The 22992-nt window shown below is 65.1% G+C and carries 22 protein-coding genes and 1 riboswitch; of the genes, 9 read left to right on the forward strand and 13 right to left on the reverse strand.

What is annotated here, in order from left to right:
- The first annotated feature begins 1 nt into the window (after position 1).
- A complete protein-coding gene (cydB, locus tag P9239_RS01650; protein ID WP_309748769.1) occupies positions 2-1003 on the forward strand; it encodes a cytochrome d ubiquinol oxidase subunit II in 1002 nt (333 codons plus the stop codon).
- A complete protein-coding gene (locus P9239_RS01655) occupies positions 981-1142 on the forward strand; it encodes a hypothetical protein (RefSeq protein WP_309748770.1) in 162 nt (53 codons plus the stop codon). Before cydB ends, P9239_RS01655 begins: the two co-directional genes overlap by 23 nt.
- 23 nt (positions 1143-1165) lie before the next feature.
- Here P9239_RS01655 and P9239_RS01660 read toward each other — a convergent pair whose 3' ends face one another.
- Together P9239_RS01660 and mnmH are read right to left on the reverse strand one after the other, a co-directional pair.
- Positions 1166-2215, reverse strand: a complete 1050-nt coding sequence (locus tag P9239_RS01660; protein ID WP_309748771.1) for a permease — start codon at positions 2213-2215, stop codon at positions 1166-1168.
- A 28-nt stretch (positions 2216-2243) separates the two neighbouring features.
- Entirely contained in the window at positions 2244-3311 is a 1068-nt protein-coding gene (mnmH, locus tag P9239_RS01665; protein WP_309748772.1) for a tRNA 2-selenouridine(34) synthase MnmH, read from the reverse strand.
- A gap of 144 nt (positions 3312-3455) precedes the next feature.
- Between mnmH and P9239_RS01670 the strand changes: the two genes are divergently transcribed.
- Positions 3456-4844, forward strand: a complete 1389-nt coding sequence (locus P9239_RS01670) for an ethanolamine ammonia-lyase subunit EutB (RefSeq protein ID WP_309748773.1) — start codon at positions 3456-3458, stop codon at positions 4842-4844.
- Entirely contained in the window at positions 4841-5644 is an 804-nt protein-coding gene (eutC, locus tag P9239_RS01675) for an ethanolamine ammonia-lyase subunit EutC (protein WP_309748774.1), read from the forward strand. The genes P9239_RS01670 and eutC overlap by 4 nt, the downstream gene beginning before the upstream one ends.
- Positions 5645-5795: 151 nt before the next feature.
- Here the strand turns inward: eutC and P9239_RS01680 are convergent, their stop codons facing one another.
- The 3 genes from P9239_RS01680 to P9239_RS01690 all read right to left on the reverse strand — a co-directional run bounded on the left by P9239_RS01680 (position 5796) and on the right by P9239_RS01690 (position 7706).
- Positions 5796-6086 (reverse strand): hypothetical protein, encoded by a 291-nt coding sequence (locus tag P9239_RS01680; RefSeq protein WP_309748775.1) that lies wholly within the window; start codon positions 6084-6086, stop codon positions 5796-5798.
- A gap of 144 nt (positions 6087-6230) precedes the next feature.
- Positions 6231-6404 carry a DUF1328 domain-containing protein gene (locus P9239_RS01685; protein WP_159833772.1) on the reverse strand — a complete coding sequence of 58 codons (174 nt, stop codon included), beginning with the start codon at positions 6402-6404 and terminating at the stop codon, positions 6231-6233.
- A gap of 156 nt (positions 6405-6560) precedes the next feature.
- Positions 6561-7706, reverse strand: coding sequence for an OpgC domain-containing protein (locus tag P9239_RS01690; protein ID WP_309748776.1), 1146 nt, complete (start codon positions 7704-7706; stop codon positions 6561-6563).
- A 280-nt stretch (positions 7707-7986) separates the two neighbouring features.
- Here P9239_RS01690 and P9239_RS01695 point away from each other — a divergent pair, with 280 nt between their 5' ends.
- Positions 7987-8754, forward strand: coding sequence for a TerC family protein (locus tag P9239_RS01695; RefSeq protein WP_309748777.1), 768 nt, complete (start codon positions 7987-7989; stop codon positions 8752-8754).
- Positions 8755-8757: 3 nt separating this feature from the next.
- Here P9239_RS01695 and P9239_RS01700 read toward each other — a convergent pair whose 3' ends face one another.
- From P9239_RS01700 to cbiE, 5 genes are read right to left on the reverse strand one after another with little or no spacing between them, the layout of a single operon-like run.
- A complete protein-coding gene (locus P9239_RS01700; protein ID WP_309748778.1) occupies positions 8758-9165 on the reverse strand; it encodes a DUF4186 domain-containing protein in 408 nt (135 codons plus the stop codon).
- 6 nt (positions 9166-9171) lie between these two features.
- Entirely contained in the window at positions 9172-9897 is a 726-nt protein-coding gene (gene cobM / locus P9239_RS01705) for a precorrin-4 C(11)-methyltransferase (RefSeq protein WP_309748779.1), read from the reverse strand.
- A gap of 1 nt (position 9898) precedes the next feature.
- Positions 9899-10627 carry a cobalt-precorrin-6A reductase gene (locus P9239_RS01710; protein ID WP_309748780.1) on the reverse strand — a complete coding sequence of 243 codons (729 nt, stop codon included), beginning with the start codon at positions 10625-10627 and terminating at the stop codon, positions 9899-9901.
- A complete protein-coding gene (locus P9239_RS01715) occupies positions 10624-11721 on the reverse strand; it encodes a cobalt-precorrin-5B (C(1))-methyltransferase (protein WP_309748781.1) in 1098 nt (365 codons plus the stop codon). Before P9239_RS01715 ends, P9239_RS01710 begins: the two co-directional genes overlap by 4 nt.
- A 21-nt stretch (positions 11722-11742) precedes the next feature.
- Positions 11743-12951, reverse strand: a complete 1209-nt coding sequence (cbiE, locus tag P9239_RS01720) for a precorrin-6y C5,15-methyltransferase (decarboxylating) subunit CbiE (protein ID WP_309748782.1) — start codon at positions 12949-12951, stop codon at positions 11743-11745.
- An 84-nt stretch (positions 12952-13035) separates the two neighbouring features.
- Positions 13036-13224, forward strand: a riboswitch (cobalamin riboswitch).
- Positions 13225-13356: 132 nt separating this feature from the next.
- On the opposite strand from cbiE, the gene cobG reads away from it, so the two are divergent.
- The 4 genes from cobG to cobJ are packed head-to-tail and all read left to right on the forward strand — an operon-like array spanning position 13357 to position 17555.
- Positions 13357-14571, forward strand: a complete 1215-nt coding sequence (gene cobG, locus P9239_RS01725) for a precorrin-3B synthase (protein WP_309748783.1) — start codon at positions 13357-13359, stop codon at positions 14569-14571.
- On the forward strand, positions 14564-15190 hold the full coding sequence (locus tag P9239_RS01730) for a precorrin-8X methylmutase (RefSeq protein WP_309748784.1): 627 nt from the start codon (positions 14564-14566) through the stop codon (positions 15188-15190). Before cobG ends, P9239_RS01730 begins: the two co-directional genes overlap by 8 nt.
- The gene (locus P9239_RS01735) at positions 15187-15915 is read left to right on the forward strand and encodes a precorrin-2 C(20)-methyltransferase (RefSeq protein ID WP_309748785.1); all 729 of its coding nucleotides are present in this window, start codon (positions 15187-15189) and stop codon (positions 15913-15915) included. The genes P9239_RS01730 and P9239_RS01735 overlap by 4 nt, the downstream gene beginning before the upstream one ends.
- A complete protein-coding gene (gene cobJ / locus P9239_RS01740) occupies positions 15912-17555 on the forward strand; it encodes a precorrin-3B C(17)-methyltransferase (protein WP_309748786.1) in 1644 nt (547 codons plus the stop codon). The genes P9239_RS01735 and cobJ overlap by 4 nt, the downstream gene beginning before the upstream one ends.
- On the opposite strand, the gene P9239_RS01745 is transcribed toward cobJ, so the two are convergent.
- From P9239_RS01745 to cobN, 3 genes are read right to left on the reverse strand one after another with little or no spacing between them, the layout of a single operon-like run.
- On the reverse strand, positions 17534-18220 hold the full coding sequence (locus P9239_RS01745; protein WP_309749590.1) for a VWA domain-containing protein: 687 nt from the start codon (positions 18218-18220) through the stop codon (positions 17534-17536). The two genes, cobJ and P9239_RS01745, sit on opposite strands and share 22 nt — an antisense overlap.
- Complete coding sequence (locus P9239_RS01750; RefSeq protein ID WP_309748787.1) at positions 18217-19203, reverse strand: ATP-binding protein; 987 nt, start codon at positions 19201-19203, stop codon at positions 18217-18219. Before P9239_RS01750 ends, P9239_RS01745 begins: the two co-directional genes overlap by 4 nt.
- A gap of 11 nt (positions 19204-19214) precedes the next feature.
- Positions 19215-22988, reverse strand: coding sequence for a cobaltochelatase subunit CobN (gene cobN / locus P9239_RS01755; protein ID WP_309748788.1), 3774 nt, complete (start codon positions 22986-22988; stop codon positions 19215-19217).
- Between the last annotated feature and the right edge of the window lie 4 nt (positions 22989-22992).

Here is a 22992-nt window from a genome sequence, read left to right on the forward strand (position 1 = left end):
CATGGACCTCACACTCGCCTGGGCCGCGATCATCGCGCTCGGTCTCCTGATGTATGTGGTGCTCGACGGCTTCGACCTCGGCATCGGCATTCTCTTTCCGTTCTTTCCGGACCAGCACGATCGCGACGTGATGATGAACACCGTCGCGCCCGTCTGGGACGGCAACGAGACGTGGCTCGTGCTCGGCGGCGCAGGCCTCTTCGCCGCGTTCCCGATGGTCTATTCCACCGTGCTCTCGGCGCTTTATCTGCCGCTCGTGCTCATGCTCGTGTGCCTGATTTTCCGGGGCGTGTCGTTCGAGATCCGTGCGAAGGCGTCGCGTACCAAGCCGATGTGGGACCTCGCGTTCATCGGCGGCTCGGCGGGCGCGACCTTCTTTCAGGGCGTGGCGCTCGGCGCGTTTCTCGACGGCATTCCGGTCGCGGACGGTCGCTTTTCCGGCGATGCCTTCGGCTGGTTCACGCCGTTTTCCATGTTCACAGGCGGCGCGCTCGTCGTCACGTATGCGCTGCTCGGCGCATGTTGGCTGATCGCGAAGACCGAAGGTGACTTGCAGCGGCGCATGTATCGCGTGGTCTGGCCGCTGACGCTGCTGCAACTCGCGACGATTGCCGTCGTGAGCGTGTGGACGCCGTTGCTCGATGCGAGCATCGCGTCGCGCTGGTTCGATTCGCCGCTGTTTTATCGCATGTTGCCGGCGCCCGTATTGGTCGTGGCATGCGCCTGGGCGATGCGTCGATCGATTGCATCGCGCCACGAGAAGCGGCCGTTCGCCGTCGCGCTCGGATTCGTCGTGCTCGGCTATGCGGGACTGGTCGCGAGCATTTCGCCGCACGATATTTTTCCCGGCGTCTCGATCTGGGATGCGGCTTCCCCACGGTCGAGCCAGCTATTTACGATTGTCGGTGCGGCGGTGATCCTGCCGGTCATCATCGCGTACACGACGCTGGGGTATTGGGTATTCAGAGGAAAGGTGCGCCATGGCGAACATCACTACCACTGAGCGCGGCGGCGCGGCTGCCATGACGGGTGCGAAGAAAGTTTTCTGGTTCGTCGCGCTGTGGATGGCCGGCGTCGGCGGCGCGATGCTGCTGGCGTTGCCGTTCAAGCTGTTGATCCGGCTCGGGACGGCGATTCATTGAACCGCGCGCCCCTGAGGCGAATGTCAGAAGAGCGTCGCCGCAATCGTGCCTGCGACGACGCCGAACACCACCACCGCCCCCGCCACGAACGCCAGCACTTTCGCTGGAAACGAGCGGGCGAGCATCGCCATCGACGGTACGCTCACGGGCGGCAGCGTCATCAGGAGCGCGCCCGCCGGTCCGGCTGCCATGCCGAGCGACAGCATCGCCTGGATGATGGGTACTTCGCCCGCCGTCGGAATGACGAAGAGCGTCCCGGCGACGGCGAACGCGACGATCCACAGCACGCCGTTATCGATATCGGGCCCGATGTGCGGAAAGAGCCACGCGCGCGCCGCGCCGAGCAGCAGCACCAGCACGATGTACTCCGGCACGAGCCGCAGCGTCATGCGGCCGAGAATCTTGATCCAGCGCGAAAACGCCGTGCCCGGCTCGTCTTCCTCGATGAGCTGCGCCAGCGCCTCGCGCGATGCCGCCGCCTGTGCGGGCGTCACCATCCGGTTCACCGCGTAGCCGAGGCCGAAGACCATCAGGACGCCTAGCACGAGACGCAAGCCGGTCCACTGCCAGCCGAGCACGAAGCCCATGAAGACGAGCGCCGCCGGATTCAGCACGGTGTTGCCGAGCCAGAACGCGATCGCCGCACCCGGCGCCGCCTGACGCGCCCGCAGTCCCGCGACGACCGGCGCCGCGCAACACGTGCACATCATGCCGGGCAAGGACATCAGCCCGCCGTTGATGACACTGCCGAAGCTGTGCTGGCCGAGGGCACGCGCGACCCACTGCGGCGGAATCAGCGCCTGCACCGCCGAGCCGAGCAAGAGACCGAGCACCATCGCCTGCCAGATCGCCTTACCGTAGGCCATCGCGTAGTCGAGCGCCGCGTGCCACGAGGGCTGCGGCGCGCTTGCGGACACGCCCATCAGAATGGACTTGCCGATGGAATGCTGGCTCGCCGCGACGAACGCGCGGTTGTAGTACGGAAACCATTTCACATAGTAGAGGCCCGCGACGGCGATCAGCAGGAACACCAGCCAGCCGAGCGCGACGCGGGGTTGTCGAAGCGTGGTCATATTCTTGGTCGAATCAGAAAGAAGAAAATCAGCCGAGCGCAGGCGACGTCTCGGACAACTGCGCGAGCAGCGCCTTCGCCTGATCGACGCTGTCGGCGTCGTTCGGGCGAAACAGCATATGCGCCGCGTGCGGCAACTGCGTGTACAGCGCGCGGCTGCTGCGGCCGTACGCCGGATCGTAATGCCGGTCGATCAGTTCGGCGAAAAGCGCGGCGCGCTCGCCTTCATCGATCAGTTGATGCCAGTGCTCCACGCGCTCGCGACTATGCAGCGCGACGAGCTTCGACAACTGTGCCTTGAAGAACGCGGGCTCGTCGAAAAGGTGCGCGTAGTCCTGCAACAGGAACGCGATGCGGTCCTCGCGGCGCGCTTCGATTTCCACGCACGCGGCCGCATGCAGGCTGTCGAGCAGCGAGTCCGGCGTGGACAGCGCGCCGATGCGCCGCCCTTCCGCCTCGATGAAAACGGGCTTCGCCGGATCGAAGCCGCGCAACGCGTGGACGAGCGCTGAATCGAACGCCTTCTGCGATGGCTGCGGGTGTCCTGGCAACGCGCCGAGCAGCGAGCCGCGGTGCGCGGCGAGCCCTTCGAGGTCCAGCACCTGTGCGCCGGCTTGCGCGAGCGCGTTCAAGAGCCGCGTCTTGCCGCTGCCCGTGTGGCCGATCAGCGCGATGAAGCGGAATTGCCCCGGCAGCGCCGTGAGTGCCTGAAGCACATCGCGCCGATAACTCTTGTAGCCGCCATCGAGCTGACGCGCCTGCCAGCCGATCATGTTGAACCACGTCGTCATGGAGCCGGAGCGCTTCCCGCCGCGCCAGCAATAAATGAGCGGGCGCCAGTTGCGCGGCCGGTCGGCAAAGAGCGTATCGAGATGACGGGCGATATTGCGCGCGACCATGGCCGCGCCGACGCGCGTGGCCTCGAACGGCGACACCTGTTTGTACATGGTGCCGACGATCACGCGCTCTTCGTTTTCGAGCACCGGCGCGTTGATTGCGCCCGGAATGTGATCCTCGGCGAATTCGAGCGGCGTGCGGACATCGACGATCTCATCGAAATCCTGAAGACGGTCGATCGAAACGAGGAGATTTTTCACGGATTTGAGCGCAATTCGGCGGCGGCGAAGCCCGAAATTATCGCACGGGCGGAGAATCGGGGTTTGCGGCGGATTTTTGTGCGCGCACGCGATGCGGTTACAGTAAAGGCGTCGCGAATTGCGCTCGCGTGGCGAGGAGAATCGATGACTTATCAGGCAAGCATCGGCGTGCGCCGCTACCGTTTCGACGATCTGAAGACGCTACTCGGCCGCGCGAGCCCGCAGCGTTCCGGCGACGAACTGGCAGGCGTCGCCGCGGCCACGGAAGAAGAACGCGTCGCCGCGAAAATCGCGCTTGCGGACGTGCCGTTGCGCGCGTTCCTCGACGAGCCGCTCATTCCCTATGAAGCGGACGAAGTCACGCGGCTGATCGTCGATACTCACGACGCGGCTGCTTTCGCGCCGATTGCCCATCTGACGGTCGGCGAGTTGCGCGAATGGCTGCTCTTCGACGCGACGGACACGGCCGCGCTCGAAGCCGTGCAGATGGGTCTGACGCCCGAAATGGCCGCCGCCGTCTCCAAGCTCATGCGCAACCAGGACCTGATTCTCGCCGCGAGAAAGCGCCCTGTCGTCACGCGCTTTCGCACGACCATCGGTTTGCCCGGACGGCTGTCCGTGCGCCTCCAGCCGAATCACCCGACCGACGATCCGAAAGGCATTGCCGCGTCCATCCTCGACGGCCTCTTCTACGGCTGCGGCGACGCCGTCATCGGCGTGAATCCGGCCTCGGATTCGCCTGCGGACATCACCGCGCTGCTCACAATGATGGACGACTTCCGCCAGCGCTACGACGTCCCGATGCAGTCGTGCGTCCTCACGCACGTCACGAACACGCTCGCGGCGATCGAACATGGCGCGCCCGTCGATCTCGTGTTTCAGTCGATTGCGGGCACCGAGCGCGCCAACGCCAGCTTCGGCGTGTCGCTCGCGCTGTTGCAGGAAGCGCACGACGCGGCGCAGTCGCTCGCACGGGGAACCGTCGGCAACAACGTCATGTACTTCGAAACGGGTCAGGGCAGCGCGCTGTCCGCGAACGCGCATCACGGCGTGGATCAGCAGACGTGCGAGGCGCGCGCCTACGCGGTCGCGCGCCATTTCCGTCCGCTTCTGACGAACACCGTGGTCGGATTCATCGGGCCGGAGTATCTATACGACGGGCGCCAAATCATTCGCGCCGGCCTCGAAGATCACTTCTGCGGCAAGCTGCTCGGCGTGCCGATGGGTTGCGACATCTGCTACACGAATCACGCGCAAGCGGACCAGGACGATATGGATACGCTACTGACGCTGCTCGGCGTCGCGAACGTCAACTTCATCATGGGCGTGCCCGGCGCGGATGACGTGATGCTCAACTATCAGAGCACGTCCTTTCATGACGCGTTGTACGTGCGCCGCGTGCTGAACCTGAAGCGCGCGCCCGAATTCGAAGCCTGGCTCGCGAACATGCGCGTCACGGATGCGCACGGCGGGCTGATTTCCCATTCCGCACGCGCCGATGGACAACCGCTGCTCGACTGGATCGACTCATGACGGACGACGCCACCCGCCGCGCGGCCGAAGCGGACCCTTGGGACGCGCTGCGGCGTTTCACGAACGCGCGCATCGCGCTCGGCCGCGCCGGCAGCAGCCTGCCGACTGCACCCTTGCTCGCATTTCAGCTAGCGCATGCGCAGGCGCGGGACGCGGTACATCAGCCGCTCGACACGGCTTCGCTCGCCGAAGCGGTGCGCGCGGCCGGATTCGTCACGCTGGAAGTAGCGAGCGCCGCGCCGGATCGCGAGCACTATCTACGTCGGCCGGATCTGGGCCGTATGCTCGACGACGCCGGCGCCGAGCGGCTCGCGGCCTTCGCCAGCGAGGGCAGCGAAACGCCCGACGTCGTGTTCGTGGCCGCCGACGGCTTGTCGGCGTTCGCCGCCCAGCGCCACGCCGCGCCGCTGCTGTCGACACTGCGCGCGATGCTCGACGGCTGGATTATCGGCCCGGTCGTCATCGCGACGCAGGCGCGCGTCGCGCTGGGCGATTGCATCGGTGAGCTTTTACGGGCGCGGATTGTCGTCGTGATGATCGGCGAGCGGCCGGGTCTGAGTTCGCCCGACAGCCTCGGGTTGTACGTGACCTACGCACCGCGCGCCGGACGCAGCGACGCCGAGCGCAATTGCATCTCGAACGTGCGCCCTGAAAGCCTCGGTTACGATGCCGCCGCCTTCAAGCTGCACTGGCTGCTGAGCGAAGCGCGACGGCTGAAGCTGACGGGCGTCGGGTTGAAGGACCATAGCGGAGGACTGCCGGCACCGGCGGACGCGAGGCGGATCGAAGGAAGCAGTTAGACGCTGCGCTTTCTGTGCGCCGTAGTGCTGGGGCGGCGTGATTCGACCTCGTCGAGAAGATCTGCGCTGCGATCAGGGGCACGCGCGGAGACGTCGTTTCTGCGCCGGTCGCCCGAATCACAGCAGCATTCGGCTCCGGTCACCTACGCAGTCAAGCGACGGCACGCACGCTGGTATCCCGATAGCTGACGAGCAGACGCCCGTCGGCGCCGCGCAAGACGACGAACCTCTTCACGAAGAAGACGCCCTCGCAACGCGACAGTCGACGCGGCAGAGCCTCGGCAATGCACGCTGAAATAGCGATCCCGACAAATCGAGCCGCCAGACCAACTTCGCCTTTGCAAAAGGCGCCCAGCCTTGACGCGGAGTCGAGGCCACGTAGCAACGCATTGAGCATCAGCGAGCCTGCGCAATCGTGTCTGCGGAAGGCGGTTTCACTCACGAAATGGACGTTCTCCCGGCGCGGCTGCGGAGCCCGCGAACCCGGCAGCTCAGAAGCGAGCCCGCCGGAATCGCGCCGCCGGGCGACCGTCTCATTCGAAGAAACTCCTACGCGGCGCACCGTCCGTTGCCAGAGAGGCAGCGTCTAGAGCACGAGCGAGCCCGCCGAAATCGCAACGACCAGAAAGATGACGAACAGGACGAGGAAGATGAAAAAGCAGATCTTCGCGATGCCTGCCGCGCCCGACGACACGCGGCCGAAGCCAAAGAAGCCGGCAATCACCGAAATGACCGCGAAGAGGATGGCAAGTTTGAGCATGGCAAGCCTTTAATTGTTGTGAATGTGCCGCCATGTCTGCAAGCCTCGTGCCACGAGCAGAGCGACCACTTGCCGGTGCGCTAAACGAAAGACGGTTAGTTGCACACGCCGAAGAATAAAAAAGCACCGTCAGACAGCCGGTGCTTCTTCGGTGGATCAACGCATGCCGCGCACGGGATTGTCTGCCGCAGCAACCGCAGCCGCTGCCGCCGGAACACGCGGCCGCAGACCCAGCCAGTTCGCGACCGGCTGGCGCACTCGCGGCACGGCAAGCAGCGCCGTTATCGCGATGGCGTCCGCCGCTACGCCGGCCGGCACATTCACGAGGCCGTCCGTAAGCGTGAAGAGAATCGAATCGACCACGAGCGAGATCCCCGCGCCCGCGATGAAGCACGCCATGCCGTCCCGCCCTACCGCGCCGACCCAAGGAAGGCGGCTCGCAATCGCCTTCACCACGCCGTAGCGCGCGAGGTTCGTCGCGATCCACGCAATCGCAAGGAAATTGACGACGCGCGCGCCCGCCAGGTCCCGCTTGAATGCGCTTTCCAGCACGGGCGGCAGCACGAGGAGCTTGTAATACGCCATGCCGACGATCACCGCGAGCGCGGCCGCGCTGACGGCCCAGCCGAGGCGATGCGACGCCACCCGCTGATAGACCGGCTGACAGCGGGCGAGCACGCCGAGCGTGAACATCAGTTGCCACGCTGCGGGATTGAAGTCCCAGAGATTGTCATCGACGGACGGCATGAATTCGCCGATGCCCGGCGCGAACGACCACAACGCCAGGCTCAGCCCGAGCAACAGCCACGGCTTCGTGCGCGCGAGCGGCAAGACGAACGGAACGGACAGCGCGAAGAGCGCGTACATCGGCAGGACGGCGGACAGATACGGCTGGCGCTCGAACGTCAGAATCTGAGCAATCGACGTCACGGGCGCGGCCGTCAGCGTGTCCAGGTCGTGCAGCACGAGATTCGGCGCATGGCCATAAAACGGACGCAGTAAAAACGTAGCGACGAGCATCAGCGCGGCGGTGATCAAAAACGCGCGGTAGATCTCGAACGCGCGACGGACGAAGCGCAGCTGTGCGGCGCGCTCAGAGCGACGCTCGGAGAGCGACACGTAAGCGGTTGCGGTAGCGAATCCGCCGAGGAACACGAAGACCTCGGCGGCATCGTTCAGCGCGAAGGCGTGCAGCGTGAAGTGCGACAGCACGCTGCCGCCGATGTGATCGACGACAATGATCAACAGAACGAGCCCCCGGAAGAAGTCGAGCTCGACGAGGCGTTGTGATTTTCCGGACATGCGGCGTGACCGTGTGTGCTGCGAAACGCAGAAAGTGGACGGGCGCGGCTCGGGAGCAGCCGCATCGAAGCGTAGGAGTTTACCCGCATTCGCCGCGGTCGATCGTCGGAACAGGAGGACTTTTCCTTTCCAAATATGACATTTGGCCGTTGGATGCGCCGAAACTACCGTTGCGTCGACGCGTCGAGGAACCAATTTCCAGGGAAGGTTTCAAATACCTTTCATCGTAGCCGATGTTCCGGCTAATATCACGCCTGTCGCATTCACACATACGCTTCGCATGGACTACATCACCGCCCTCGTCTCCGATCCTGCCGCGTGGGCCGCTCTCGCGACGCTCGTCGTCATGGAAGTCGTGCTCGGCATCGACAACCTGATCTTCATCTCGATCCTGACGAACAAGCTCCCGGCCGAGCACCGCGCGCGCACCCAGCGCATCGGCATCGGCCTCGCGCTCGTGATGCGGCTCGGATTGCTCGGCACCGTTGCGCTGATCGTGCGGCTCACCGCACCGATCTTCGAAGCGTTCGGTCACGGCTTTTCATGGCGCGATCTGATTCTGATTGCGGGCGGCGTGTTCCTCGTGTGGAAAGCCACGTCGGAGATTCACCATCACGTGACGCACGAAGCGGAAGATCACGCCGGTGCCTCGTCCGGCCCGCGTCTCACGCCGCTGTCCGCAATCGGCCAGATACTGCTGCTCGACCTCGTCTTTTCCATCGACAGCATCGTGACGGCGGTCGGCATGACGGAGCACATTCCGATCATGTTCGTCGCGGTCATCGCCGCGGTCTCCGTCATGCTGTTCGCGGCCGGCCCGCTCTCGCGCTTCATCGAGCGCAATCCGACTATCGTGATGCTCGCGCTCGGCTTCCTGCTGGTGATCGGCATGACGCTGATCGCGGAAGGCTTCGGCACTCACGTACCGAAGGGCTACATCTATGCGGCGATGGCGTTCTCCGCGCTGGTGGAAGGTCTCAACATGCTGGCGCGCCGGGCCAGCAGTAAGCGCCGCGTTGCCATGCGCGGCGAGCAGAAGCCGCACTAGGCGTCAGAAGGGCAACTCGCGTTGCGGGTTGTCGTTGCTCTTCGTTTCATCCGCGGGCGGCACCGGCTGGGCGCGCAGCCATCGTTCGATAGCATCGACGACGTGCTGGCGCTCCGCATCGTCCAATACTTTCCCCGCCGCAATGCCGTGCCATTTTGCGAGACATGTCCGGCAGCACGTCGCCGTCGCATGCTGCGCGATGAACACGGGATGGCCGCGAAACGGCGTCTGCTTGCCGTCGTTCAGCGGCGCTTGCGGCGGGAGACGCTTTGCGATCAAGTCATGCGCCTGCCCGACGACCGTCTCCACGCCGCGTTCGCGCAGATACCGCCCTTCGCGCACGCCGAGCGCGAAACGCCGGCGAAACGCCGATTTGGCGAGCGCATCGAACACGGCGTCGAGATCGCGCATGGACGCTTAGTCTTTCGCGTAGAGCGTCGAATCGGCGAAACCGTGGGCATCGAGCACGTGGCCCACAAGAATGAGCGCGGTGCGCTCCATGCCCGCCGCGCGCACTTTCACCGCAATATCGGCAAGCGTGCCTTGCACGCGTTCTTCATCCGGCCAGCTCGCGCGGAAAATCACCGCGACGGGACAGTCCTCGCCGTAATACGGCAGCAGGTCGGCAACGATGCGCTCGATATGCCGCACGCCGAGATGAATGGCAAGCGTCGCGCGATGACGCGCGAGGTCCGCAAGCGACTCGCCGGGCGGCATCGACGTCTTCGCTGCATAGCGCGTGAGGATCACCGTCTGGGAGATGCCGGGCAACGTCAGCTCGCGTCCGAGCGCGGCTGCGGATGCCGCCGTCGCGGTCACACCCGGCACGACTTCATAAGGAATCCCGAGTATTTCGATTCGGCGTATCTGCTCCCCGATAGCGCCATACAGCGACGGATCGCCCGAATGCACGCGCGCGACGTCCTCACCATTCGCGTGCGCCTGCTGCAACAACGCGACGATGGCATCGAGATCGAGTTCCGCCGTGTTCACCACGCGATGCGCGCAATGCCCTTCGAGCACGCCTTCCGGCACGAGCGATCCCGCGTAGAGAATCACGGGGCACGTGCGAATCAGCCTTTGCCCTTTGACGGTGATGAGTTCCGGATCGCCCGGTCCCGCGCCGATGAAATAGACGGTCATGTCAGTGAGAGTCGGAAGCGAGCAGCGCATGCAGCGCGCTCGCGGGGTCGTCGAATTCGCGGTCTGCTTCCGGCAGCGCGGGCCGCGCGAGCATCACGACAGGCAAGCGTCTTTCGCGCGCGACCGCGAGCTTGGCTTCAGTGGCCTTGCCGCCGCTGTTCTTGCTGATGACGACATCGATACGCGCCTCGTCGAACAATACGCGCTCGCCGGCAATATCGAAGGGACCGCGTGCATCGATGATGCTCGCACGCGCATGGCCTTCATGCGCGCCGAGGCAGCGAATCGTCCAGTGTTGCGAACCCGGAATCTCGTCCAGATGCATGAGCGGCTCGCGTCCGAGCGTGAAAAGCGGTCGGCGAAACGGCGCGATGCATTCGACTATGCCGCGCCAGTCCGCCGCGTCGCGCCAATCGTCGCCCGGCTGCGGCTGCCATGCGGCGCGGCGCACGGCCCAGAGCGGCACATCGGCCAGCGTGCAGGCTTCGCGTGCATGGCGGCTCATTTGCGCGGCATACGGATGCGTCGCGTCGATGACGAGTGCGATCCGCTCCACGCGCAGATAATCGACGAGACCCGTCACGCCGCCGAAGCCGCCCACGCGCACCGCGCACGCAAGATCGGTCGGCACGCGAGCGAGGCCCGCGAGGCTATAGACATGCGGCGCGCCCATGTTTCGCGCGATGGCCAGCGCATCGCCCGTTCCGCCGAGCACCAGCGCGCGCTTCATGCGGCGCTCCCGACAATGACCCCTTGCCTGTCGATGGCGAAGGTCTCGACGATCACGCCTTGCGGCACGGTATCGAGGGCCACGTCGCGTGCGCGCGCGCATACGAGATCGCCCAGCGCGATGCCTTCCGCGCGCGCCAGCTTCAGCGCTTCCTGACTCGTATTCGCCGCGCGTATGGCCGACTGAAGCGCCGCGCTCGCGCCGGCTTCGGCGGCCCAGCACGCAAGCAACGGCAAGTCGATGCTGGAGCTACGGCTATGGAGATCCATATGCCCCGCCGCGAGTTTGCTGAGTTTGCCGAAGCCGCCGCATAAACTGAGCTTGTCTACCGGCGCGCGACGCAAGTGCTTGAGCACCGCGCCCGCGAAGTCGCCCATTTCGATCAACGCGATGTCCGCCAGACCGTAGCGCTCACGCATGGCGTCTTCGCTCTGATTGCCGGTGCAGGCCGCGATATGCCGCACGCCATTCGCACGCGCCACATCGATGCCCTGATGAATCGACGCGATATACGCCGAGCACGAAAACGGCCTGACGATGCCGGTCGTGCCGAGTATCGACAAGCCGCCCACGATGCCGAGCCGCGGATTCATCGTCTTCGCCGCGAGCGATTCGCCATGCTCGACGCCTATCGTCACATCGAATCCGCCCGCGTAGTCGGCCAGCGGCGCGAGCGCGACGAGATGCTCGGTCATCATCCTGCGCGGGACGGGATTGATGGCCGGCTCGCCGATGGCAAGCGCAAGCCCCGCGCGCGTCACGGTGCCGACGCCCGGCCCCGCGTGAAAGCGCACGCCGGGCTCAGCCGACAAACGCACCCGCGCGAACACGAGCGCGCCGTGCGTGACATCGGGATCGTCGCCGGCATCCTTGATGACGCCCGCTTCCGCTGCATCGCGCGTACCGTCGATCAAACGGCAAAATTCGAGCTTCATCGTCACGCGCTGGCCCCTCGGCAGCACAATCTCCGCGCGGTCGCTGGTCTCGCCCATCAGCAACAGACGCGCGGCGGCAAGGCTCGTCGCGGTGGCGCAGCTTCCGGTCGTGTAGCCGCTTCTGAGCGGCGCGGGTTGTTCGGCAGTCTCGTCACGCATGTTGTAGATCGCAGAACGGGATCACGGCTTGTTCACGCATAGCAAGGTGATCGGCAACGCTTGCCGCCATGTATCGAAGCTGCCGAGCGGCTCGGCATACGCGACACCGATACGCACCAGTTCACCGCCATGCCGCGCGCGCCAGTCTATGAGCACGGCCTCGCTTTGCAGCGTGACTGCATTCGCGATCAGGCGCCCGCCTTGACGCAGCCGCGCCCAGCACGTATCGAGCACGCCCGGCGCGGTCACGCCGCCGCCGATGAACACCGCGTCGGGCGCGGACAGGCCGTCGAGCGCGGCCGGCGCTTCGCCTCTCACGAGCTTCAGCGCGGGCACGCCGAGCGCATCGCGGTTATGTTCGATCAGACGCTGCCGGCCCTCGTTCGCTTCTATTGCGATCGCGCGACACGAGACATGCGCGCGCATCCATTCAACGCCGATGGAACCGCTGCCCGCGCCGACATCCCATAGCAATTCGCCGGGCTGCGGCGCAAGACGCGCAAGTGTGACCGCGCGCACATCGCGCTTGGTGATCTGGCCGTCGTGCCGATATGCGTCGTCGGGCAAACCCGGCGTGAGCGGCGGACCGGCGTGGCCCGCGTGCGTGCGGCATTCGATGGCGACGAGATTGAGCGAGGCCACGAACGGCTCGCGCCAGTCGTCCGCGCGCTCGTCGATGCGACGCTCGTTCGCGCCGCCGAGACGCTCGAAGACGGTCATGCGGCTCGGGCCGAATCCATGCGCCGTCAGCAACGACGCGATGGTGGCGGGCGTCGCGCCATCCGCGCTCAGGACGAGCAGGCGTTCGCCGCGAAACACGTGCGCAAGCAGCGAGGCGACCGGCCGCCCGACGAGCGACACGCATCGCGCGTCCTGCAACGCCCACTGCAGGCGCGCGGCCGCGAGCGAGAGCGACGAAGGCGCGGGAATCACGCGCATCTCTTCGCTGGAAAGCTCACGTGCGAGCGTCGCGCCGACGCCGAAGCACATCGGGTCGCCGCTCGCGAGCACGCATACGGATATGCCGCGCGTGCGCTCGGCGAGCACGGCATCGAGAGAAAAGGGACTAGGCCACGGCACGCGACGCGCCCCGATGCGCGCGGGCAAGAGCGCAAGATGGCGCTCGCCGCCGTGTATCGCGCCGGCTTCCAGAAGCGCACGGCGCGCCGCGCGGCTCAGGCCATGCCAGCCGTCCTCGCCGATGCCTACCACGGTCAGCCAGCTCGACATGGCCCGTGTCCTCCTTGCGGTTCGCGACACGCTTCATGCGACGATTCCCTGCACGAAGCGTTCTGATGGTCGGTAAAAGCGGGCATAATACATCGGTAAGTCGGTGCCCAACGGTTCAATCCGCGGGCCTAACAGGGAACACAGCAAAACTGTGGCTGCCCCCGCAATTGTACGCAGCGAGTCCGCGCTCCACTGCCACTGGTTTCTACCGGGAAGGCCGGCGCGGACGCAGACCTGCCAGCCAAGAGACCTGCCGACTCACGCTTTCCACGCTTTGCACGCACTATTCGCGCGACGCCGACCGGGCGGGGTGTACCGGTCTTATCGCCCGAAGCGAGAATCGCACCGGTCACGCTTTTGAACGCTTCTTCTCCGACATCACGGCCATCGGCTTGTCCCGGCCTCATGCGCATCGTGCAAGCGCGCGACGGCGGCCTCGCGCGTCTGCGTCTCGCGGGCGGCGAACTCACCGCGCACGCGGCACATGCCGTCGCGCGCGCGGCCGTGCGCTGCGGCTCGGGCGTCATTGAACTCACGAATCGCGCGAACCTGCAGTTGCGCGGCATTCGCGACGATGCCCACGCGGAACTCGTGGATATCGCGCTCAACGCGGGCCTCGGTCCGCAAGCCGAAGGCGGCGACGACTTGCGCAACGTCATGCTGAGTCCGCTCGCGAGCGATGCCACGCGCCGCCTCGCCGCCGCCATTGTGAGCGCGATGCAGGGCGATGCGGCGCTGCACGCGTTGTCGCCGAAGTTCGCGCTGCAGCTCGACAACGGCGAACGCCTGGCGATGCTCGAACATCCGCACGATCTCTGGCTTTCAGCGTTCGACGGCGGCGCGCGCTACGCGTTCGGCCTCGCCGGTACGATGCCGCGTCACGAAGCCGACGCGCCCGCGCTCGGCAGCATCGCGCGCGAACATGTCGTGGGCTTCGTTGTCGCCGTGCTGCGCGCGTTTCTCGCGCTGGCGTCCAAGGACGAGCATCGCATGAGAGACTTGCTCGCGCGAATCGGCGTGACGCACTTTCTCACTGCGCTTTCATTCGATCCGCTCGACACTGCCTGGCGCCGCGCCCCGGCCGATGCCTTGCTGCGCTTCGGCGCGCATCCGATGCCCGAACGCGCGGACTGGTACGTGGGCGCGCAAGCGCAACTAGGACGCATCGACGCAACCACGCTCGATGCGCTCGCCGATCTCGCTTCGACTCACGCACAAGGCCGGTTTTTCGCGACTCCTTGGCAAGGTATCTTGATGCCCCACGTCGCGGCGCAAGACAAGGAACACGTGCTGGCCCGCCTGAACGCGCTCGGCCTCGTCACTGAGGCGAGCCATCCGCTTGCGCGGCTCATTGCGTGCGCTGGATCAGCCGGCTGCGTGAAAAGCCGCGCTGACACGAAGGCCGACGCATATCGTCTCGCCGCGCTGCTGCCCTTACACGGCGATGTGCATCTAAGCGGCTGCGAACGCTCGTGCGCCGCCGCGCATCCGGTCACAACGACGTTGCTCGCGGTATCGAATGCGCGCTATGACGTGCATGTCGATATGCGCCTCGTCGCACGAAATCTATCCATCGAAGAGGCGGCCGCGTGGCTCGCCCGGAGCCATGCCGATGCTTGACTATATCCGCGACGGCGCCGAGATCTATCGCCAGTCGTTCGCGACGATTCGCGCGGAAGCGAACTTGAGCGCCATTCCCCGCGACCTCGAAAAGCTCGCTGTGCGGCTCATTCATGCGTGCGGCATGGTCGACATCGTCGACGATCTGCGCTTCTCGCCCGGCGCAGGCGATGCGGGACGCATCGCGCTCGCAGCCGGCGCACCGATACTCTGCGATGCACGCATGGTCGCGCACGGCATCACGCAGGCGCGCCTTCCCGCTGATAACCGCATTGTCTGCACGCTCGGCGATCCGTCCGTGCCCGAGCGCGCCCGCGAAATGCAGAACACGCGCTCGGCGGCTGCACTGGAGCTATGGCGTCCGCATCTTGAAGGCGCCGTCGTCGCGATAGGCAACGCGCCGACCGCCCTCTTTCATCTGCTCGACATGCTCGATGCCGGCGCGCCGAAGCCCGCGCTCATTCTCGGCTTTCCGGTCGGCTTCATCGGCGCGGCGGAATCGAAAGCGATGCTCGCAGCCGACAGCCGCGGCGTGCCATTTGTCGCGTTGCAGGGACGGCGCGGCGGCAGCGCAATGGCCGCCGCTGCCGTGAATGCACTTGCTTCGGAGAACGAATGATGAGCGGACGCCTGTATGGTCTCGGCGTCGGTCCGGGCGATCCGGAACTCATCACCGTGAAGGCGCTGCGGCTCCTGAAGTCCGCGCCAGTGGTCGCGTATTTCGTCGCGAAGGGCAAGAAGGGCAACGCGTTCGGCATCATCGAGGCGCATCTCGACGATACGCAGACACGCTTGCCGCTCGTGTACCCCGTGACGACCGAGGCGCTCGAACCGCCGCTGTGTTACGAGACGATCATCAGCGCGTTTTATGATGAAGCGGCGCTCGCCATTGCGGATCATCTCGAAGCGGGCCGCGATGTTGCCGTGATCTGCGAAGGCGATCCGTTCTTCTACGGCTCGTACATGTATCTGCATGACCGTCTCGCAGGCCGTTTCGATGCACACGTGGTACCCGGCGTCTGCTCGATGCTCGGCGGCGTGTCCGTGCTCGGCGTGCCGCTCGTCTATCGCAATCAGAGTCTCTGCGTGCTGTCCGGCGTGCTGCCGGAAGACGAGTTGAAATGCAAGCTCGAAGCATCCGATGCCGCCGTCGTCATGAAGCTCGGCCGCAACTTCGAGAAGGTGCGGCGCGTCCTGGTCGAGTTGGGGTTGGACAAGCGCGCCCTCTATGTCGAGCGCGCGACGATGGCGAATCAACGTATCGTGCCGCTCGATGAAGTCGATCCGATGGCGTCGCCCTATTTCTCGCTGCTCGTGGTGCCGGGAACGAAATGGCAGGCATGAACGCGGTGTCTCCCATGGCGATCGTCGTGCTCGGCGAAAGTGCGATGCCAACCGCGCGCCGCATACAGGCGCGCTATCCCGGATCGCTCGTGCATGGTCTCGCCACTCGCACTCATGCCGACATTGCCTACGACGATTTCGGAGCGCACGTGCGCGCGCTTTATCTCGCAGGCACGCCCATTGTCGCGCTGTGTGCAGCGGGCATCGTCATTCGCTCGCTTGCGCCGTGCCTCACGGACAAAGGCGCCGAGCCGCCGGTTCTGGCCGTCGCGCAGGACGGCAGCGCGGTCGTGCCATTGTTGGGCGGCACGAGCGGCGTCAATGCGCTGGCGCGCGAGATCGGCGCGGCACTCAATGTAACGCCTGCCATCACGACGAGCGGCGAGTTGCGTTTCGGTACGTGCCTGCTCGCGCCGCCCGACGGTTACGCGCTGGCGGATATCGAGCGCGGCAAGCGTTTCGTGTCCGATCTGCTCGCGGGCGAAACCACGCGCATACAAGGTCATGCGCCGTGGCTGGATCAGACCGACTTGCCCCGCGCGAATGATGCGCGTCTTGCCGTGCACGTTACGCCACACGTGATACACGATGAAAGCAGTCTCGTGATTCATCCGCGTTGCGTGGCCGCGTGGATCGAAGCGCGCGAAGAAGATATTGCCGACCGCGTGCGTCTTGCGTTGCGCGAGCATGGCTTGTCGCCGCTTGCACTTGCTGCGCTGATTGCACCGACCGCGAGCATGACATCCGATGCGCTCGGCGATGCTGCCAACGCGCTAGACGTGCCGCTTCGCTTCAGCGACGAACCGCCGCCGCATGACGCGCTTCGCGCGCACGATATCGCGCTGAGCGTGGCGCAAGCGCCTCTCGACGTGGCGTCCATCGGCCGGGCGCGCGGCACGTTGACAGTGATCGGACTGGGCCCTGGCAGTGCGGACTTGATGACGCCTGCCGCAAAATCCGCGCTCATCGCCGCGCAAGACATACTCGGCTATGAGACGTATGTGCGCATGGCCGGACCGTTCCGCGCGGACCAGCGCATTCACATGACGGACAACCGCGAAGAATTGCAGCGCGCGCGTCATGCGTTCGAACTCGCGAGCGAAGGGCGAAAGGTCGTGGTCGTATCATCGGGCGATCCGGGCGTCTTCGCGATGGCCGCCGCCGTGCTCGAAGCCCTCGACGAAGGGCGCGCGACGCATGCCGAATGGAACGCGGTGAAGCTCGCGATCGTGCCGGGCGTATCGGCATCGCTCGCTACGGCGGCACGCGCGGGCGCGCCCCTTGGCCACGATTTCTGCGTGCTTTCGCTCTCGGATAACCTGAAGCCCTGGGACGTCATCGAGCATCGCATTCGCCATGCGAGCGAAGCGGACCTCGTGATGGCGTTTTATAACCCGCTATCGAAGGCGCGGCCCTGGCAGTTCGATCGCGCCATGGACATCGTGCGCGAGCATCGCGATGCAGCGACGCCTGTTGTACTAGGCCGAGATGTGGGACGTCCCGCCGAAACCGTGCGCACGGTGACGCTAGGTGAATTGCACGGCCGCCTCGTCGATATGCGAACGATGGTCATCGTCGGATCGTCGAGAACGCGCGTGCTCGGCGATGGCGAGTGGGTTTATACGCCGCGCTCGTATTGAAGCGATTCGGCGGGCATGTAATGCGCGTGCCAGTCGAGCGCCAACGCATGGGCGCCGCCGACACGCACGCGTCCTTCCTCGAAATCCACCACGACGATGCGGTCCGCCAACGCCGGCGCAGCGGGTCGTTCGTTCGTGCGTCCATCGCTCAACAGCCAGAGCCAGCGACGCTGCGAAGGCTTGCGACGCGCGGCCCTAGCAAGCACCGTCGATGCGCTCGCCATGCCGAGCGTGAGCGGCGTTCCGCCTCCGCCGCCAATCGGGGCGATCCAGCGGTCGTTGAACCAATGCGCCGTTCCCGGCTGACGGCGCACTTCGACACGGCCGCCACCGAAGCACACGAGCGCAACCTCGGCGCGTTCGCGATAGGCGCGGTCGAACAATGCAATTAGCAAGCCCTTCGCGCGCGCGAGACGCTCGCCGCCGAGCATCGAGCCCGAGCAATCGAGCACGAAGCAATGCAGCGCAGGCGCTTCGCCTTCGCCGCGGTGAAAGCGCAAGTGACGCGGTTCGAAGCGTGCGGTCCGTTTCGCGCGCAGCGTCGCAGTCCAGTCGACCGATGCAGTCGCGAGGCCCTCACGCGTACGGACGCGGCCACGCGAACGCGCGTCCTGCCACCGAAGACGATGCGCGTTCGCATCGGCGTCCGGCCTTCGATGGCTCAGGCTTTTTTTGCGGCAAGCGGCCTGACCTGCTTGACCTTCGCGGTGCCTACGGATTCGGGCGGCATATAGCCCCAATCGCCGCCCTGGGTCGTATTCCCGTTCGCCTCCGGTCGCGGCGCTTCGCGAGAATGCGCTTCCTGCTCACGCCGGCGGTGCCGCAAGACTGCGTCCGCCACACAATCGACGTGCTTCGTTTCGACGTATTCCGCGCCTTCGAGCGCAGCCAGTGCACGCGCCGCGCGCAGCATTACAAGGTCCGCTCGCAAACCATCCACGTTAGCGGCAATGCACAGCTCGCTCACATGCGCATGGACGACATCATCGAAGTCATACTCATCGAGCGCCGCACGCGCTGCCTCGATGCGTTCGGCGAGCGCCGCCTGATTATCGGCGTGTCGCGCACGAAATGCTTCGGCATCCGAATCGAATGCAAGCCGCGCCTTGACGATTCGCTGCCGCACGTTCGCGTCGAAACAGTTGGCGAGTTCGACGGCAAGCCCGAAGCGATCCAGCAGTTGCGGGCGCAATTCGCCCTCTTCCGGATTCATGGTGCCGATCAGCACGAAGCGCGCATCATGACGATGCGATATGCCGTCACGCTCGATGATATTCACGCCGCTCGCAGCCACGTCGAGCAATTGATCGACGAGAGGATTCGGCAGCAGATTCACTTCATCGACATACAGCACACCGCGATGCGCCTTCGCAAGCAACCCCGGCGAGAACTTTACGCCGCCATCGCGCAACGCGCTTTGAATATCGAGCGTGCCGATGAGTTGTTCTTCACTCGCGCCGAGCGGCAAGGTCACGAGTTTCCCTTCCGGCAACAGCTCTGCGAGGGCACGCGCCGCCGTGGACTTCGCCGTGCCGCGCGGACCGCTCACGAGCACGCCGCCAAGTGACGGATCGACGGCCGCGAGTAACAACGCCTGTTGCAACGGCGCTTGTCCGACGAGCGCCGTAAAGGGAAACGCTGGAAACAAAGAGGTTTCGTTCAATTCTGTCGGCCTTCGAGTTGCTGCTCGACATCGAGCAGATGCTGTGTCACGGCCTGCTGGTAGTCGCCGGGTTCTTGCCACAGCCCGCGCTGCATCGCTTCGAGCAAGCGCTCGCAGATCGACTGAAGCGCATGCGGGTTGTGCCGCGCGATGAAGTCGCGCGTGCCGGCATCGTTCACGTAGGCATCGGTGACAAGCGCATATTGATGATCGGAAACCACGCGCGCGGTGGCATCGTAGCCGAAGAGGTAATCGACGGTCGCGGAAAGCTCGGACGCGCCTTTATAGCCGTGCCGTTTGACGCCGTCGATCCACTTCGGATTGACCACGCGCGAGCGCACCACGCGCGCGATCTCTTCGTTCAACGTGCGCATACGCGGCGCGGCCGGGTTGCTGTGGTCCGCGTTGTACGCTTGCGGCTGCACGCCCGAAAGGTAGCGTACCGCCGCGACCATGCCGCCCTGAAACTGGTGATAGTCGTTCGAATCGAGCAAGTCGTGTTCGCGGTTGTCCTGGTTCTGAAGCACCACGTCGAGCGTCGAGAGCCGAGTACCGAAGCTCGACCGTGCTTCGACGCCATCGCCACCTTGCGAATACGCATAGCCGCCCGTGGCTTGATAAGCGGCGGACAGATCGGCGTCGGTCTCCCATTGCTTTAGATCGATGAGTTCCTGCAAACCCGCGCCATACGCGCCCGGCTTCGTGCTGAATACACGCCAGCCCGCACGCCGTCGCGCTTCTTCGGCATCGACGCCGCGTCCGATCAACTCGTCGCGCTCGCGCAGAATGCGCGCGCGAATCGGGTTCACGTCTTCGGGCTCGTCTTCCAGTCCCGCGACGGCCTGCACGGCTGCATCGAACAGATGCATGAGATTGGCGAAAGCATCGCGGAAAAAGCCCGATACGCGCAACGTGACGTCGATGCGTGGCCGATTGAAGATGGAGATCGGCAGAATCTCGAAGTCCGTCACGCGATGACTGCCCGCCGCCCACTTCGGCCGCACGCCGATCAACGCGAAGGCTTGCGCGATATCGTCGCCGCCGGTGCGCATGGTCGCCGTGCCCCACACCGATAAGCCGATGGCGCGCGGATAGTCGCCGTGGTCCTGCACGTGGCGCTCGACGAGCATGTTCGCGGACTTGAGCCCGAGCGACCACGCGGCTTGCGTCGGCAATGCGCGCGTATCGACCGAATAGAAGTTGCGCCCCGTCGGCAACACGTCTGGCCTGCCGCGCGATGGAGATCCACTCGGCCCGGGCGGAACGAAGCGGCCTTCGAGACCGCGCTTGAGTTGCATCGATTCTTGCGGACCGCATGCGTCCAGACGCGCAAGCACGTCGCGATGCAAGCGTTCGAGTACGCGTGCCGTATGCGGTCCCGGCACGGCTGCTTCGCCTTCGAGAAGCAGCATGGCGAGACCTTCGAGCCGCTCACGCGTATCGCCTTGATGGCGCCACGGCGCATCGCTTGCCGCCTGCAACGCGTTGGGACGCGGCCCATGCCAGGGTGCGGACCAGTCGGCATCGAGCGGGTCGAAGTCGTCGCCTAGTTGCAGGTCGCGCGCGAGCGAGGTAATGAGGCTTGCGTTCGCCCCTTGACCATCGCCGATTGGAAAGCGGCCGAGCGCAAGCAGCGTATCGCGGCGCTGCACGCCTTGCGGCGACACACCGAAAACATGCAGGCCGTCGCGAATCTGCGCTTCTTTCAGCTCGCACAGGTAGGCGTCCGCGCGCGTGAGCAACGCGTCTTCGCCGGATGCATCGCGTGGCGCATCCAGCCCTAACTCCTCGTGCAGCTTATGCTCGACGATGCTCGCGAGTATCGACTTGCGCAACAGCTTGGCGCGCCGGACATCGACCATCAATGCTTCGTAGTACTCGTCAACCTGGCGCTCGAGATCCTGCAACGGCCCGTAGTTTTCGGCGCGCGTGAGCGGCGGCATCAGATGGTCGATGATGACCGCCTGCGCGCGCCGCTTGGCCTGACTGCCCTCGCCCGGATCGTTGACGATGAACGGGTAGAGATGCGGCATGGGTCCGAGGATCAGGTCGGGCCAGCACGATGCCGACAGCGCGACGCTCTTGCCCGGCAGCCATTCGAGGTTGCCGTGCTTGCCGACATGCACGAGTGCGTCCGCGTTGAAGCGCAAGCGCAGCCAGAAATAAAACGCGAGATAGGAATGCGGCGGAACGAGCTCTGCATCGTGATAGCTCGCATAATCGTTGCGTTCGCGCGATCTCGACGGTTGGATGCCGATGAACACTTCACCGCAGCGCAAGCCCGCGATCATGAAACGGCCGCGCCGCAATGTCGGGTCTCCTTCGGGCGCGCCCCACGTTTTTTCGAGCGCGGCGCGGGCGTCCGCGGGCAAGGTGCGATAAGCGTCCAGATAGTCTTCGAGCGAAAGGCTTTGGAGCGCCGGCCGCATGTCACGAACGACAGGATCGTTCGTCACGCCTTGCGTCAATGCGGCGATGAGCGCATCGCCATCCGCCGGCAATTCGCCCACGCGATAACCTTCGCGCGCGAGCATCGACAAGATGCCGACCGCAGACGCCGGCGTATCGAGCCCCACGCCGTTGCCGATGCGCCCTTCGCTCGCCGGATAGTTCGCCAGTACGAGGGCGATCCGCTTCTTTTCATTAGGCGTGTGCCGCAGCGCGCACCAGCGGCGGCTCAACTCCGCGACGAAGCGCACGCGTTCGGCATCGGCCTGATAACGGACCACATCCACTTGCGTATGCGCGCAGTGATACGCGAGCCCCTTGAAGCTGACCGCACGTGTGATGATGCGGCCATCGACCTCGGGCAACGCGACATGCATCGCCACGTCGCGCGAATTAAGGCCGTGATTGTCCTTCTCCCAGTCCTCGCGATTGCCGCCGCTCAAGATCACTTGCAGCACGGGCGCATCGCCCGCTATCTCGAAGTCTTCGCTTTCGCCGATCACGCTTGCTGCAAACGCGGTCGTGTTCAACACGAGCGATGCACGATGCTCCGCGCATAGACGCGCGATCACTTCACGGCTCACGCTTTCCTTGAGCGATGAAATCGCAATCGGCAACGGATTCAGGCCTTCTCTTTCGAGGGCGTCGATGAGCGTATCGAATACGGCCGTGTTGCCCGCTTGCAAGTGCGCGCGATAAAAGAGAATCGCGACGACGGGCGCACCTTCGGTCCATCGCGTGCGCCAGTCGTCGATTGAGGCGATGTCGTGCTCGGGATGATAGATCGCCACGGCAGGCAGCGGACGCGGCGCCCGAGGCTCGCGGCCAAAGCCGAACACGTGATAGCCGATTGCACGCAAGAATTCCTCTGCATTGCCCGCGCCGCCTTCGCGCAGGTAGCGCGACAGCTCGCGGCAGAACGCGGCGTCCGCAGTGCTCTTGCTGATGAGGTTGGGGTCTTCCGTGAGATCGCCCGAAAACATGGCGAGCGTTTGCTTCTCGCGCTCGGCCAGCGCAACGATACGCTCGATGCCGTAAGGCCAGTACGATTCCCCGCCGAGATGATCCACGATGACGACCTTCGCGTGACGCAATACATCGTCGACGTAGAAATCGACCGATGCGGGCTGGCGAAGAAACGATTGGTTCGCGAGCCGCACTTCGGGAAAACCGGGTTCGAGACGCGGAAACACGCTCGCAAGCAACGCGAGCGTGGTATCCGCAGAACTGAGCACGACGATCGGCGCGCGCGTCTGCTCGATGCGCATGACGCCTGCCGCGTCATCGACAAAGCCTCCCGGCGTCGTGCGTAACAGATGCATTGTG

It is taken from the genome of Caballeronia sp. LZ062, from assembly GCF_031450785.1.
Taxonomy (GTDB): Bacteria; Pseudomonadota; Gammaproteobacteria; order Burkholderiales; family Burkholderiaceae; genus Caballeronia.

Excerpts from the sequence above, each read along its gene's own strand:
- cydB (WP_309748769.1), top strand. The coding sequence starts at position 2 with ATGGACCTCACACTCGCCTGGGCCGCGATCATCGCGCTCGGTCTCCTG.
- P9239_RS01655 (WP_309748770.1), top strand. The coding sequence starts at position 981 with ATGGCGAACATCACTACCACTGAGCGCGGCGGCGCGGCTGCCATGACG.
- P9239_RS01660 (WP_309748771.1), bottom strand. The coding sequence starts at position 2,215 with ATGACCACGCTTCGACAACCCCGCGTCGCGCTCGGCTGGCTGGTGTTC.
- P9239_RS01670 (WP_309748773.1), top strand. The coding sequence starts at position 3,456 with ATGACTTATCAGGCAAGCATCGGCGTGCGCCGCTACCGTTTCGACGAT.
- eutC (WP_309748774.1), top strand. The coding sequence starts at position 4,841 with ATGACGGACGACGCCACCCGCCGCGCGGCCGAAGCGGACCCTTGGGAC.
- P9239_RS01685 (WP_159833772.1), bottom strand. The coding sequence starts at position 6,404 with ATGCTCAAACTTGCCATCCTCTTCGCGGTCATTTCGGTGATTGCCGGC.
- P9239_RS01690 (WP_309748776.1), bottom strand. The coding sequence starts at position 7,706 with ATGTCCGGAAAATCACAACGCCTCGTCGAGCTCGACTTCTTCCGGGGG.
- P9239_RS01695 (WP_309748777.1), top strand. The coding sequence starts at position 7,987 with ATGGACTACATCACCGCCCTCGTCTCCGATCCTGCCGCGTGGGCCGCT.
- P9239_RS01700 (WP_309748778.1), bottom strand. The coding sequence starts at position 9,165 with ATGCGCGATCTCGACGCCGTGTTCGATGCGCTCGCCAAATCGGCGTTT.
- cobM (WP_309748779.1), bottom strand. The coding sequence starts at position 9,897 with ATGACCGTCTATTTCATCGGCGCGGGACCGGGCGATCCGGAACTCATC.
- P9239_RS01710 (WP_309748780.1), bottom strand. The coding sequence starts at position 10,627 with ATGAAGCGCGCGCTGGTGCTCGGCGGAACGGGCGATGCGCTGGCCATC.
- P9239_RS01715 (WP_309748781.1), bottom strand. The coding sequence starts at position 11,721 with ATGCGTGACGAGACTGCCGAACAACCCGCGCCGCTCAGAAGCGGCTAC.
- cbiE (WP_309748782.1), bottom strand. The coding sequence starts at position 12,951 with ATGTCGAGCTGGCTGACCGTGGTAGGCATCGGCGAGGACGGCTGGCAT.
- cobG (WP_309748783.1), top strand. The coding sequence starts at position 13,357 with ATGCGCATCGTGCAAGCGCGCGACGGCGGCCTCGCGCGTCTGCGTCTC.
- P9239_RS01730 (WP_309748784.1), top strand. The coding sequence starts at position 14,564 with ATGCTTGACTATATCCGCGACGGCGCCGAGATCTATCGCCAGTCGTTC.
- P9239_RS01735 (WP_309748785.1), top strand. The coding sequence starts at position 15,187 with ATGATGAGCGGACGCCTGTATGGTCTCGGCGTCGGTCCGGGCGATCCG.
- cobJ (WP_309748786.1), top strand. The coding sequence starts at position 15,912 with ATGAACGCGGTGTCTCCCATGGCGATCGTCGTGCTCGGCGAAAGTGCG.
- cobN (WP_309748788.1), bottom strand. The coding sequence starts at position 22,988 with ATGCATCTGTTACGCACGACGCCGGGAGGCTTTGTCGATGACGCGGCA.